We start from the raw sequence: 13,256 nt of genomic DNA, 5'->3' as shown, positions 1-13,256 counted from the left end.
AAAGCGATTTCTACCCGACTCGCCTCGCATCGCGGCGAACTGCTTGCGGGGGAACCCCAAAACCTCGGATGAATACCTCGCGCATGTGTCGACGATCCCTGAACCCGGTTTCTCTTGCTACCGTGTCCAGGCTATGGCGACTCTGCTCAATCAGTAGCCGAGCTGCCTCTAGTCGTAGGCTCTCCACCGCTTTAGCAGGTGATTGACCGGTTTCGGCAGTGAAGACGCGCGTGAATTGCCTTGGGCTCAGATGAACAACCTCCGCGAGCTCTTCAACACTCAATGCCCTGTTCAAATGCTTACGCGCATAATCCAAAGCGCTCTGAATGCGATCAGACTTGGGCGCCAGAGCAAGCAACTCAGAGTGCTGAGACTGCCCTCCCGATCGGCGTTGGTGCATGACGAGCTTATGAGCAACCGATTTGGCAAGCTCCGTTCCCAAATCCTTCTCCACCATCCCCACTGCCATGTCGAGGCCTGCGGTCATTCCCGCAGAGGTCCAAACAGGGCCGTCCACAATGAAGATTCGATCCTCTTCCACCTCAATGCCCGGGTGCATGCTTTGAAGAGTCTTGGCATATGCCCAGTGAGTAATCGCACGCCGGTTATCGAGGACACCCGCTTGAGCTAAGACGAACGCTCCTGTGCAGATGCCTGCGATGCGCCTTGAGCTCTGGGCAAATCCCTGCACGCTGGACAGAACCTCAGCAGCGGGAGGCGTAAGCGGAGTGAGTGTCCCTGTGATCATCCAGCTATCTGCAAGTCCTGGATCATCCAAAGCCAGCGTATCGATGTGCATACCCAGGGAGGATCGAATGGTCCCTCCTAACACCGAATAGTTCTGAATCCGGTACACAGGCTCGCCCGCGACCATATTTGCGAATTCAAAACCGCCTGGGTAGCCAGTGACATCACCTGAAATCCGTCTGTAACCAAGTAGCCGATTCGATGCATAACCCTGCTCCAATTGCGATGTCCTAAAACACGACCATAAGCGTCGTTTAAGACAAATCTGTTTTTTTGCATCATGGCTCCACACCCAAACAACGGAGCAGGACCATGACTCAGGAATACAAAGGCACCGCCCTGATCACAGGCGCATCCACCGGCATCGGCGCAATCTTCGCAGACCGCCTGGCTCAACGTGGCTATGACCTGATACTGGTCGCCCGCAATCGTGATCGCCTGAACGCTCTTGCTAGCCGCATCACCAACGAGACTCAGCAGAGCGTTGAAGTCTTCCCCGCAGACCTGGCCAACGCAGCAGACCTGGCGCGAGTGGAACGCAAATTGCGCGAAGACGCCAGCATCAATCTGTTGGTCAACAACGCAGGCATAGGCACTCACACCAGTTTGCTGGACAGCGACGTTGAGCGAATGGCCGAGATGATTAGCCTCAACGTCACTGCACTCACTCGACTGACCTACGCCGCGGTTCCAGGCTTCATCGCTCGCCAACAGGGCGCAATCATCAATATCTCATCAATCGTCAGCCTTGCACCGGAAATTCTGAATGGCGTGTACGGCGGAAGCAAAGCCTACGTCACAGCCTTCACTCAGTCGCTGCACAAAGAGCTGGCAGAACAGGGAATCAAGGTTCAGGCGGTGCTGCCAGGAGCTACGGCTACCGATTTCTGGGAGATCGGGGGGCTACCCGTCGAGAACCTTGATCCCAACATCGTGATGTCAGCAAGCGACCTGGTAGATGGCGCCCTTCAAGACTTCGACAACGGTGTCCTGATCTCCATCCCGTCCATGCAGGACATACAGCATTTCGAGCTGTACGAAAGCAGCCGCAAGGCGCTGCTCGGACATCTCTCCAGCAACAAGCTCGCCCCGCGTTACGACGTTTAATCACTCAATTGAAAGGATACAAATCATGAAAACTAGCGCAAACACCATCTTCATTACTGGCGGTACCTCGGGCATCGGCCGCGCTCTGGCCGAAGCGTTCCACCAGCGTGGAAACAAGGTCATCATCGCGGGCCGACGCCAATCGCTGCTGGATGAAATCGCCAGCTCCAATCCCGGCATCGATACCGTTCAGCTTGATATCAATGATCACCAGCAGATCAAGGATGTCGCACAAGAGGTTATCCGTCGCCATCCCTCGCTGAACGTCATCATCAACAACGCCGGCATCATGCCTTTCGACAACCCAGGCTCTGGCGATTATGACGATGAGCAGGCTGTAGGGCTGCTGCAGACCAACCTGCTGGGCCCGGTGCGTGTTAGCGCAGCGTTTGTAGAACACCTCAAGCGCCAACCTGATGCCTACATCATCAACAACAGCTCGGTACTGGCCTATCTGCCACTGGCCGCGACAGCCCTCTATTCGGCGACCAAAGCTGCGATTCACTCCTACTCGCTGTCGCAACGTTTTGCCCTGCGCGATACCAGCGTCAAGGTTCTGGAAATCGCACCGCCATGGGTAGACACCGATCTGATCCACAAAAGTGGTGATGAACGCGCCATGCCGCTGGACGAATTCATCCAGGAAACCCTGGAAAAACTGGAAACAGCGACAACCGAAGTCCTGGTTGACCGCGTCGTACCAGTACGCGCCAACCAAGGGCCAAACGAGCATGAACTGATCAACCAGTTCAACCAGGCTCTGGCCGAAAACCCTATCCCTGTCGCCTGAACATAAACGCATTGGACAACCTGGAAGGAAGCAAAATCATGACCCGAATTGCTGCTTTGACCCTTGACCAAGCTCCAGCCGCTGCGCGCACTGCCCTTCAGGGCATTGAAAAAGGCTTGGGGTTCATCCCTAACGCCTTCGCTACCCTGGCTCACTCTCCAGCAGCCTTGGGAGGATATCTCGCTCTGGCACAGGCGCTTAGCAAGAACAGCCTGACACCTGCCGAACGTGAAGTAGCGGCACTGGCGGCCTCGGAAGTTAACGGATGCGATTATTGCGTCGCGGCTCACAGCTTCTTCGGTGGGAAGACCGGACTGAACGCTGATGATTTGCTGGCAGCGCGCGCTGGCACGCTGAATGGAGTCGCTGCACTGGCTCGGGCTGTCACCCTCAGCCGCGGCCAAGTGAGTGACGAGCATCTCTCAATCGCACGGGAAGCAGGGTTGGACGATGCAAAAATCGTCGACGTCATCGCGCAAGTCTCCCTGCTGACCTTGACGAACTACCTGAACAACGTGGCGAAAACAGACATCGACTTCCCACCGAAAGCGATCTGATTCGACGCCTAACTTGAGCGACGTGTGCGCTCCTCCTAAGCCGATCAGCCATTCCTTGAATGGCTGATCGCCTCAACCTTCAGCGAAACGGCGAAAGTCTTCCTCGGGTTAGCTAGTTTTTGAGGCTCACGAAGGGAGTTAGCCTGACATCACTCTCTGACCTGTAAAGGACAACCTCACATGAAAGCCGTAGTTTTCCAAGAAGCTGGTTTGCCAATCCAAAACGCTCGTTCCCTGTTCGAAACCGACCTGCCGAAGCCCACGCCAGGCGCTCGAGATCTGCTTGTCGAAGTGAAGGCGATTGCGGTGAACCCGGTAGATACGAAGGTGCGAGCTCGCAGTACCAGCCAAGAGATCCAAGTGCTGGGTTGGGATACCGTGGGTATCGTCCGTGAAGTAGGCAGCGACGTTTCATTGTTCAAAATTGGTGACGAAGTATTTTACGCCGGCGCGATCGATCGCCCTGGTAGCTACAGTGAATTTCACTTGGTGGATGAGCGCATCGTCGGCCAAAAGCCACGTAGCCTGGACAATGCCAGTGCCGCAGCCTTGCCGCTGACCTCCATTACTGCCTGGGAGCTGTTGTTCGATCGACTGGGCGTTCAGGAAAACGGTGGTAAAGGACAAAGCCTGCTGGTCATCGGCGCCGGTGGTGGGGTTGGCTCGGTCCTGGTCCAGCTGGCCCGCAAACTGACCCAACTCACCGTCATCGGTACAGCGTCGCGGCCAGAGACTCAGTCCTGGGTAAAAGAACTGGGCGCCCACCATGTGATTGATCATTCCGCCTCGATCCCGCTGCAGCTCGAAAATCTGAAACTCAACCCGGTCGACTACGTTATCAGCCTGACCCATACCGAAACCTACCTGGCCCAGATCGTTGAAGTGCTTCGCCCACAAGGCAAACTGGCGCTGATTGATGACCCAGCACAACTGGACGTCATGCCCCTCAAGCGCAAATCGCTTTCGCTGCATTGGGAACTGATGTTTACGCGTTCTCTGTATCAAACCGCCGACATGATCAAACAGCACGAGTTGCTGAACAGGATTTCCGAGTTGGTCGATAACGGCGTCATCAAGACCACCATTGGGGAACACTTCGGCAAAATCGGCTCAGATAACCTGAAGCGCGCCCATGCGCTCATCGAGAGTGGTAAAGCCAAAGGCAAGATCGTTCTCGAAGGCTTCTAACCCGCAGATACGCTCAAGGACAAGCATATGAAAGCTTTCTTCCAAGCCACTGGCCTGGCTGTCGCGGTCTCGCTCAGCGCAATGGCTATGGCCGATACAGCCACGGGCACAGGTAGCAACCCTGAACGTGTTTTCGCTTTCAATGGCGCCATGCCTACAGGCGTGACCGTCACCGAAACTGGTCGGATCTTCATCAACTTCCCTCGTTGGGGAGATGACGTTCCCTACACCGTGGCAGAGATCAAACAGGGCCACTTGGTTCCGTATCCAGACCTGAAAACGAATGTGGAAAACGCCAAGGATCCTGCCGCCGGGTTCATCAGCGTGCAGAGCGTCGTAGCTGACGGTCAAGGGCGTGTCTGGGTATTGGATACAGCCGCGCCCGCTTTCTCCGAGCCCAAGGCAGGTGGAGCCAAGCTGATCGCAATCGACTTGAACACCAACAAGATCGTGAAAACAGTTGTGTTCCCGCGTGACGTGATTCTGCCAACTACCTATGTGAATGACGTACGTTTTGATTTTCGCGTAGGCAAAGAAGGCACCGCTTACGTCACCGATTCGTCGGTAAAAGGGCCAGGCGGAATCATCGTCCTGGACCTGGCCAGCGGTACCGCAACGCGCCGCCTTAGCGGAGCCAAATCAACTTCCGTGGACCCTGAGTTCCGGCCAGTGATCGAAGGGAAACCAGCACTGATCACCCGCGACGCGCAAGGTAAATCAGGCCTACTGACCGTAGCCTCGGACGGCATCGCCCTGTCGAGCGATGGTAAGACGCTGTACTTCTGCCCGCTTTCGAGTCGACACCTGTATTCGGTTCCAACGGCTTTGTTGCGAGACCCCAATGTAAGCGAAGCCGAGCTTGAACAAGCAGTTGTAGATCTCGGTGAAAAAGGCGCTTCCGACGGTCTTGAGGCTGATGCTAACGGTGCAGTCTATGCGGGGGATTATGAGCACAACTCCATCCGTAAGCGACTTGCCGATGGCACTTGGCAAACCGTGGTTGAGGATTCGCGGGTCCTTTGGCCGGATACCTTGTCGATCGGCCCAGACGGGTATCTGTATTTCACTGCCAACCAGCTGCACCGCTCTCCTGGCTTCAACGATGGCCAAGACAAACGGGTGAAGCCTTACAGCCTGATGCGCGTCAAGATCGACGCCAAGCCTGCGCCAACGCATTGATAAGGAAATGACATGCAAAAGCACATTCGCTTGGGCTACATCGACCTCAGCTTCCATGCCGCTAGCGCCGCGCTTGTGCAGCGCACACTAGAGCAACATGGTTACCTGGTGGAAGTCAGCACAGCTCCTCACGAGGAAATGTTCCGGTTGTACAGCGAAGGACAGGTAGAGATGCTTGTATCAGCATGGCTGCCAGCCAGCCATGGAGCCTACCTCTCAGCTTGCAAGAAGCCGAGCACCTCCCTTGGAGTTCTTTACAACCCATACTGCATTTGGGGTGTGCCTGACTATGTACCGGAGGATCAGGTCGCTACGATTGCGGACCTGCTGAAGCCTGATGTTGCCCAGCGGATGAGCCGTCGCATTCAAGGTATAAACCCTGGTGCGGGCATCAGTCGCTTCTCGAAAGCCATGGTCACGCAATACGAGTTGGATGCCGAAGGCTACTTTTTTGCACAAGGCACCGAAGCTGATTGCTTCAATCGGTTTGAACAATCCTATGCAGAGCAGGAATGGTTCGTGGTGCCACTGTGGCATCCTCAATATTTGCACCATGCCTACAAAATCCGAGCTCTGGATGAACCGCTCGGGTTGTTGGGTGGTGAGGACCAAGCAACCCTCATTGCCGCCAGTGACGTTGTGGAGGAGATGCCGAAAGAACTGATTGAGGACCTAGCCTCGCTGCAACCTGGCAATGCCGCGATCAGCGAGCTTGATTTTCTTATCCGTCACAAAAAGCTGTCTGCTTTGGAAGCTGCAGACATTTGGCTCTCACGTCAGTCGGCACCGGCGCAAGCGTGAAGCAGTAGCGGGGCCCCGTGCCCCGCTACTGAGCCCTGACTAGCTTTCGAAACGCTTTGCTAGAAAAGCTCTAAGCGATTGGATGGCCGGCGTGAGCGATGTGCGATGAGCGCACACCAGCTGAAGCGGTGCCGGCTGCCCATAACTTTCCGGGAATAGCTCAACCAGGCGGCCGCTGCGAATATCCTCAGCAACATCGAGCCTGGACTTGTAAACGATCCCCAATCCGGCGACAGCCCAGCGTCGAACAATATCGGCATCATCGCTGATTCGATCACCTGTCACCTGAACCGTCCGTACTCCCTGTGGGAAATTGAAGCTCCAACGCTCGTAGGTTTGCTCGCCCATCACATATCTCAGGCAATTATGCCCGCTCAACGCTTCAGGAGATTCCGGCATACCATGACGCGCGAGATACGCCGGCGAGGCACAGACTGTTCTGCGGTTCATCGGCGCAAGTGCTAAGGACACCAGACCCGAGTCACTCAACTGTCCGTACCTGATACTAGCGTCCAGATGTTCCCCCACCAGATCGGCCACCTGATCACTAACCCGCAATTGCAGGCGTATCAGGGGATGCGTTTGCTGAAACTCATCAAGCCATGGGAGCAACACATTCCTGCCGATATCAGATGGCATCGACAAGCGAATAGTGCCAGCGATCTCGTCACGGCCCTGGGTCAGCGCTACCTCGCCATTATCAAGCGCTTCCAAGGCTTGCCGCGCGTGCGGCAAGTAGCGCTCGCCATCATCGGATAATCTCAACCGACGCGTTGAGCGTACAAACAATCTCGCGCCCAAGTTGCTTTCCAGCCGCTGAATGGCACCGCTCGCCAAGGCGGGCGAGATGTCGAGCAAGCGCGCCGCGGCGGAGAAGCTACCCGCAGCGGCCGTCGATACGAAGACCTGCAGATCATCGATTCGTATGATTTTCTTCACTTTGACGAAATTCTTTACGTGATGGCGAGGTTTTTCAGCGTAATGGGAAAAATCATCATTGCCCAGCCCTTCAAACAGGAACTTGCAATGACCTTCCCTAAACGATTTGTACTAACAGCTCTGATGGCAGGCTTTATCGGTGTAGCTCACGCCGAGGTGCCACCAACCCTTCACGTGGTAGCCCAATCGGCCAATGCTGTATGGAATGCGGTGGCCGTGGACAGCGCCGGAAGCCTGTACGTATCGGGCCCGAAATGGACTGGCTCGGCGGGGCCATCCGTATCCAAGCTAGATCAAGCTGGCCAGGCCCATCCGTTTCCAAATGAGCAATGGAATAGCAATGACGCGACCATTCCAGCCGAACAGCGCTTCGTCAATGTCAATGCCATGCGCGTTGATGACAATAGCCGGCTGTGGATTGTCGATGCAGGCGTAACTGACTTCGGCGGCAAAGTCATTCCAGGTGGTGCAAAGGTCGTGGTCGTTGACCTAAAAAGCGGCGAAGTGATCAAGGTCATCCCATTCGACAGCAGCATCGCTCAAGAACATAGCTACATCGACGATATCCGCCTCAATGGCAAGCATGCCTACCTGACGGACGCTGGCGTTCCTGGCATCGTTGTCTTGGACTTCGAAACCAACAAAGCCCGGCGCGTCTTAACGACCAGTCCTGCAGTACGCGCGCCCGAGAACCGCGACATTATCCTGAGCGGCAAAGTAGTCAGAGCGCCAGATGGGACAGCATTGAGGGTGCATTCCGATCCCCTTGAGGTATCCCCGGACGGGAAATGGCTCTACTTCGCACCGTTGGAAGGCCCTTGGCACAAGATTGAAACGCGCTGGTTGGATGATGCCAACTTGCCTGAAGTTGAACTCATCAAACATGTCGAGTTCTGGCGAGATCTACCGCCTGTCGGTGGGACAGTCATGGACAGCAAGGGCAATTTCTACTTCAGTGACCTAGCTGAAGATAGCGTCAAGCGAATCGCCACTGACGGGACCATTCAGACCATTGCGAAGGACACTCGCCTGCACTGGGTCGATGCACCTGCGTTCGACAACCAGGGCAGATTGTACTTGCCGGCAGCGCAAGTCGATCGAGTAGGCTTGTTCAACGATGGCGCATCGAAGGTCGAGCGACCACTGAGCGTCTATCGCATAGACCCTAAGTAACCTCATTACACCCGTTTCAGAGCTAATAGCTTGTCTATTGCGTGCTTTGAAACGGGTTATCGAAAAGTCTCCGCCAACCTTCTTGGTTTAGGTCCGGCGGGACCGCGAAGCTAACGCAGAGACCACGACTCCCAAAATCACCAGGCTCAGCCCGGCGATGAACATGGTGGAAACGCTCGCACCAAAAGCCAAGCAAGAAAAAACTGTCCCGACCAGGGGTACCCCAAGGGTGAAATTTGACATGCCAAAGGTCGAAATTCGCCGTCCGTACTCCGCAGAAATCACAAAGCAGGCCGATGTCGCAACCGGACCAATGAAGAACAATTCTTCCGCGAGTTTCCTATCCAGGACAATGGATGTCGGCGAGCCTTCGCTGACATAGGCTGCAATCGCCAACGGTATGGTGGCCAAGAGCATCTGCCAGGGAGCGAGGGCCAGGGGCGGGGTTACCCACCGATGACGCTTCACATGAAGAATAACAATCGCCCAGCTGACCGCTGCAAGGAGCAGGAAGATTGCTCCGAACACCGTGTCTTGACTCGTCCATTCGAGCTCTCCTGGTGAGCACACAGCCGCGACCCCTGACATCCCTACGACAAGCCCTGCGATCTGCAACCTGGAGGGCATTTCGCGAAACATGACCCAGGCTACAACTACACACCACAGCGGCGTTGTGTATGCCAAGAGAACAGCGCGGCTGGTGTCGACATGAACCATCGCCACCATACCGAGACCAGTAAAAGCCATCATCTGCAGCAAACCCACGCTCGCGATGATGGGCACATCCTCTTTAACGGGAAGCTTGAGCTGTCCTCTCGCGATCAAATAGGCAAAAAGACAGACCGCGGCACTGGCGAAACGAATGGTAGCCAGCCAGAGCGGAGGCACGCCCTGCAATGCAAGCTTAGTGACCGGCCAGCTACTTCCCCACAGAAGCACCATGACACCAAGCCAAACGTAAGTCGAAGATATTCCAAAGTTTTTGGTGCGACTTTTAAACACTTGCTGAGTTAAAGCGCTCATGGTGCCACCTCGTTGCAATCTAGTTACGTAGCACCATGATATTTTTGGGGAAGCGAAAAAACGTACCTATCTCTTCCTCAGAAGTAGAAATACCGGTACATTTCATTGAAAAGATCTCATGCAGAGGAAAAATTTACCATGAGCCGCTCGAAGCTCGATGACGCTAGCCTGCGTATCCTTGATGCACTCCAAGAAAATGCCGAGTTGAGCAATGCCGAATTGGCTGACATTGTAGGGCTTTCAACTTCGCCGTGCTGGCGGCGAGTCTCGGAGATGAAGGAAAGTGGGGTCTTACGAGGCGCCGTAACGCTAGTTGATCCTGCAGCGCTCGGCCTTGCAATAAACGTGTTTGTACACGTTTCGCTCAAGCTCCAGGACAAGCAGTCTCTAGAAGTATTTACTAACGCAATCAGGGAGCGCCCAGAGGTGATGGAGTGCTATTTGATGAGCGGCGAGGCGGATTTCATGTTGAGAGTGGTAAGCGAAGACCTGACAAAGTATCAGGCACTACTGCTTGACTGCTTAACCACGATACCCGTTGTGGCAAGCATCAAGTCGAGTTTCGCACTTAGCCAAGTTAAATATACGACTGCGCTGCCCACGAATCATTTGAGAGGGCGCGCTTCGGGAGGCAACAGCTGATAGTCATCATTAACTCACTCCTCAACTGAGGAGTGAAAGGAAATTTCTGATTGGCTGAGCTTGCTCGTGCCGCCTGCTCACCAAGCCTAACCAAGACACTTCCTCCAGACCATTAACAGGTCGGAAGGTAACACCAGGCAGGCTCACGGCGGCCGCTGCCGATTTCGGCACGATGGAGACACCCTGGCCCAGCGCCACCAGAGCCAATACCGCGACTAAGCTCCCCGGCTGGGGGCCAAGCTTAGGGACGAACCCGCCCAAACTGCCGGCTGTGATCGTCCCAGAGACCTGCTCTGGCAGTATGAACAACTCATCCCCCAGATCACCAGGATCGATGCTATGACGAGAGTTGAGCGGATGCGAGTAAGGTAACGCAAGGACATAACCTTCTTCATCTAGATGCGCGACCTTCAACTCAGCAGGAAGTACCATGGGCGCACGCACGTAGGCGAGATCAATACGCCCCTCCGCCACTAGCCGAGGGAGCTCTACCATAGGATATTCGCGCAGGGACAACTGCACACCCGGGAAGGCCTTCTTGAACGTTGTCGTATGCCTCTGCAATGCTCCGTTGAACACTGCCGAGGCAACATAACCTATTTCAATATGCCCATTTTCACCCCGCCCGGCGCGTTGAGCTTGTTCTTGAGCGATATCAAATCGATAGACAACATCACGCGCCTCTGTAAGCAATGCTTTACCCGCTTCGGTTAAAGTCGCTTGACGCTGTGCTCGAACGAAAAGTTGAACCCCTAGCTCTTCCTCCATTTCCTTAATCTGTCGACTCAACGTCGGGACGGCGATATTCAGGCGAAATGCGGCCCTAGTAAAATGACTGGCTTCAGCTACCGCCAAAAAATACTTAAAATGTCTGATTTCCACTACTTTGTGTCTCGCCTAGGAACCGAACCAGTTCGAAACCAAACTTAGCCATTACGTTAGCTTAAAGCTCATGGCAAACCGTTCCCCAGCCAAAAGTTTGGATTTACAACAGAATCTACCTGCACAGTAGAAGCAGCTGGAGCCAAGCGGAAAACCTGAACACTCGCTTTGCCATCGATAGCTGCGCTCAAGTCTTTAAACGCCTCGCCGAGTGTATGTCGAGTCAGCGCATCATCATTTTCCCACAGCTCAAGCATGGTCCAGTGGCCTTGAGTGTCCATGTTTTCAAATAGACGATAATGAAGACATCCGTGCTCTGACTGCGTCGCGTCGACAGCTGTTAGCAGCGCGCTGTGAACCTCTGCTACTGACGATGGATCTGCGGTGATATGCGCTACAACGGTAATCGTACTGGTCATGGCGAGCACTCAGATGGTTGATGCCTTAGCTTGATCACTTCCATTGGTACGTGAAACCCAAAGGGTAGTGAAACAGTTTCAACAAACTGACGAAAGTCCCGGAAACCGCTCTAGCGCGGGCCGGCGCACAACCATCACAGCCACGTTAGTTTTTAGCTAACGAAATCGTTCATGGATGATCGATCTTGATCAATTACTGCCAGATAAAATCGAGGGCCGCCACTCCAGGAATGCGAAAATTGGCTAGCGAACCGACCTACAAACATCCAGGCTTGATCCTCGCAACGGCATCCGCGGTCTGTGCGCTTATCATCCTCGACACGAACATTGTCGCAGTGAGCTTACCGACCATTGCTCGCGAGCTGTATGCCACCCTAACCGATATTGAGTGGGTGGTAAGCGCGTACCTACTGAGCTTCGCAGCTCTTTTGCTGCCTGCAGGAAGCCTGGCCGACAGGTTTGGTCGAAAACGAACGCTTCAGATTGGTTTGACAATCTTCGCCGTAGCATCGGCTGCCTGTGCAGCTGCTCCGACTTTGTTGCTCCTGGATGTAGCCCGCGCTTTCAAGGGTGTAGGAGCAGCCCTACTCCTAACGTCTGCACTGGCAAGCATCGGCCATTGCTTCCCCAACGAACCAGCTCGTGCCAAAGCCTGGGCATTTTGGGGAACCACAATGGGGATCGTCATTACTAGCGCTCCGCTCCTTGGTGGACTCATCACCACCACGATTGGATGGCGATGGATTTTCTGGCTGAACGTTCCGGTGAGCTTGTTGCTCATGTGTGCAGTGCATCGCCTGATCCCAGAATCTGGCAACAAACAGGCCTCACGACTTGATCCAGTCGGAGCCTTGCTGTTCAGCGCCTCCTTGGCTTGCATCATGTGGGCCCTCATTGAAGCCAACCGCGCGGGGTGGCAATCAACAGCAACTACCCTGCGCTTGGCTGCGGGACTACTGCTGATGGTGCTGTTCGTAATGTTCGAGAAGCGTCATCCACGCCCCATGGTCGACTTCGACCTGATGAAGCATGCCCGGTTTAACGCTGCGCTGCTGGGCATGTTTTCGTATGCCGCGTGCGCGCAAGTCATGATGACCCTCCTGCCATTTTACCTGCAGGCTGGCCTAGGCTTTTCGGCCATAAACTCGGGTCTCGGGATGCTTCCATTTGCTCTGGCCATGTTCCTGATGCCGCGGGTAGGTGCCTATTTGCCGAAGAACATTCACCCCGCCACGATCATGAGCATAGGCCTGCTGCTGGTGGGCCTGGGTAACGTTCTTTGCGCCATGGTAGCCACCTCCGGTAGCTATCTGCTGTTCGCGATGGCAAGCACGGTTCTTGGTGCCGGTGCTGGGTTGTTGAACGGCGACACTCAGAAAAACATCATGGCTTGTATCCCTCCAGATCGCCTAGGCATGGGTTCAGGCATGAGCACAACAATGCGATTCTCGGCCATCAGTCTTGCCATTGGGGTCTATGGCGCACTGCTCGTAGTGTTCACGAGGGATGCACTCCAGGACTCGCTCAGAACGATAGCCCCTCAACTGTCCTTTGAAGCAGAAAGGCTTGCGTTGAGCACCGCAGCGGGTGATCTGCACAGTGCCTTGGAAACCATCCCGGAAGCATCCAAGGCAGTTGTCCGCGGCGCTGCTGAACTTGCTTTCATGCAAGGCTTTTCCCAGATGCTATTCGTGGCCGGAGTTCTGGGAATGTTTGCTGCGTTGATCGTTGGCATCTACCTACGCCGGCCGCTACCAAAGCCTGGCGCCATGCTAACTCTGAACATGAAACCTAACCACTGATTCCAAT

13 protein-coding genes and 1 pseudogene are annotated in these 13,256 nt (G+C 54.9%); 9 read left to right on the top strand and 5 right to left on the bottom strand.

Features of this window, described 5'->3' with window-relative positions:
* Positions 1 to 10: 10 nt before the first annotated feature.
* Positions 11 to 954: pseudogene (locus CQW31_RS01155) on the bottom strand (GlxA family transcriptional regulator).
* Positions 955 to 1,059: 105 nt separating this feature from the next.
* On the opposite strand from CQW31_RS01155, the gene CQW31_RS01150 reads away from it, so the two are divergent.
* The 6 genes from CQW31_RS01150 to CQW31_RS01125 all read left to right on the top strand — a co-directional run bounded on the left by CQW31_RS01150 (position 1,060) and on the right by CQW31_RS01125 (position 6,369).
* Positions 1,060 to 1,854, top strand: a complete 795-nt coding sequence (locus tag CQW31_RS01150; protein ID WP_099813500.1) for an SDR family oxidoreductase — start codon at positions 1,060 to 1,062, stop codon at positions 1,852 to 1,854.
* A 25-nt stretch (positions 1,855 to 1,879) separates the two neighbouring features.
* The gene (locus CQW31_RS01145) at positions 1,880 to 2,644 is read left to right on the top strand and encodes an SDR family oxidoreductase (protein WP_054883837.1); all 765 of its coding nucleotides are present in this window, start codon (positions 1,880 to 1,882) and stop codon (positions 2,642 to 2,644) included.
* 38 nt (positions 2,645 to 2,682) lie between these two features.
* Complete coding sequence (locus tag CQW31_RS01140; RefSeq protein ID WP_099813499.1) at positions 2,683 to 3,201, top strand: carboxymuconolactone decarboxylase family protein; 519 nt, start codon at positions 2,683 to 2,685, stop codon at positions 3,199 to 3,201.
* A 180-nt stretch (positions 3,202 to 3,381) separates the two neighbouring features.
* A complete protein-coding gene (locus CQW31_RS01135; protein ID WP_099813498.1) occupies positions 3,382 to 4,389 on the top strand; it encodes a zinc-binding alcohol dehydrogenase family protein in 1,008 nt (335 codons plus the stop codon).
* A gap of 27 nt (positions 4,390 to 4,416) precedes the next feature.
* A complete protein-coding gene (locus tag CQW31_RS01130) occupies positions 4,417 to 5,568 on the top strand; it encodes an L-dopachrome tautomerase-related protein (protein ID WP_099813497.1) in 1,152 nt (383 codons plus the stop codon).
* A gap of 12 nt (positions 5,569 to 5,580) precedes the next feature.
* Positions 5,581 to 6,369: a glycine betaine ABC transporter substrate-binding protein gene (locus CQW31_RS01125; RefSeq protein WP_099813496.1), complete on the top strand. Its 789-nt coding sequence runs from the start codon at positions 5,581 to 5,583 to the stop codon at positions 6,367 to 6,369.
* 39 nt (positions 6,370 to 6,408) lie between these two features.
* Here CQW31_RS01125 and CQW31_RS01120 read toward each other — a convergent pair whose 3' ends face one another.
* Positions 6,409 to 7,299, bottom strand: coding sequence for a LysR family transcriptional regulator (locus CQW31_RS01120; RefSeq protein WP_054883876.1), 891 nt, complete (start codon positions 7,297 to 7,299; stop codon positions 6,409 to 6,411).
* A 51-nt stretch (positions 7,300 to 7,350) separates the two neighbouring features.
* Between CQW31_RS01120 and CQW31_RS01115 the strand changes: the two genes are divergently transcribed.
* Positions 7,351 to 8,481: an L-dopachrome tautomerase-related protein gene (locus CQW31_RS01115; protein WP_027609318.1), complete on the top strand. Its 1,131-nt coding sequence runs from the start codon at positions 7,351 to 7,353 to the stop codon at positions 8,479 to 8,481.
* Between the two features lie 87 nt (positions 8,482 to 8,568).
* Here the strand turns inward: CQW31_RS01115 and CQW31_RS01110 are convergent, their stop codons facing one another.
* Positions 8,569 to 9,504: a DMT family transporter gene (locus tag CQW31_RS01110; protein ID WP_099813495.1), complete on the bottom strand. Its 936-nt coding sequence runs from the start codon at positions 9,502 to 9,504 to the stop codon at positions 8,569 to 8,571.
* 138 nt (positions 9,505 to 9,642) lie between these two features.
* Between CQW31_RS01110 and CQW31_RS01105 the strand changes: the two genes are divergently transcribed.
* On the top strand, positions 9,643 to 10,146 hold the full coding sequence (locus CQW31_RS01105) for an Lrp/AsnC family transcriptional regulator (RefSeq protein WP_054883843.1): 504 nt from the start codon (positions 9,643 to 9,645) through the stop codon (positions 10,144 to 10,146).
* Positions 10,147 to 10,167: 21 nt separating this feature from the next.
* Here the strand turns inward: CQW31_RS01105 and CQW31_RS01100 are convergent, their stop codons facing one another.
* Both CQW31_RS01100 and CQW31_RS01095 read right to left on the bottom strand, forming a co-directional pair.
* A complete protein-coding gene (locus CQW31_RS01100) occupies positions 10,168 to 11,028 on the bottom strand; it encodes a LysR family transcriptional regulator (RefSeq protein ID WP_099813494.1) in 861 nt (286 codons plus the stop codon).
* Positions 11,029 to 11,096: 68 nt separating this feature from the next.
* Positions 11,097 to 11,447: a putative quinol monooxygenase gene (locus CQW31_RS01095; RefSeq protein ID WP_143524200.1), complete on the bottom strand. Its 351-nt coding sequence runs from the start codon at positions 11,445 to 11,447 to the stop codon at positions 11,097 to 11,099.
* Positions 11,448 to 11,686: 239 nt separating this feature from the next.
* Between CQW31_RS01095 and CQW31_RS01090 the strand changes: the two genes are divergently transcribed.
* The gene (locus CQW31_RS01090) at positions 11,687 to 13,249 is read left to right on the top strand and encodes an MFS transporter (RefSeq protein ID WP_256587326.1); all 1,563 of its coding nucleotides are present in this window, start codon (positions 11,687 to 11,689) and stop codon (positions 13,247 to 13,249) included.
* Positions 13,250 to 13,256: the final 7 nt, after the last annotated feature.

Origin of the sequence: Pseudomonas sp. 382 (genome assembly GCF_002759075.1) — a bacterium.
Taxonomy (GTDB): Bacteria; Pseudomonadota; Gammaproteobacteria; order Pseudomonadales; family Pseudomonadaceae; genus Aquipseudomonas; species Aquipseudomonas vlassakiae.
This window is presented reverse-complemented; position numbering and strand designations above follow the sequence as displayed.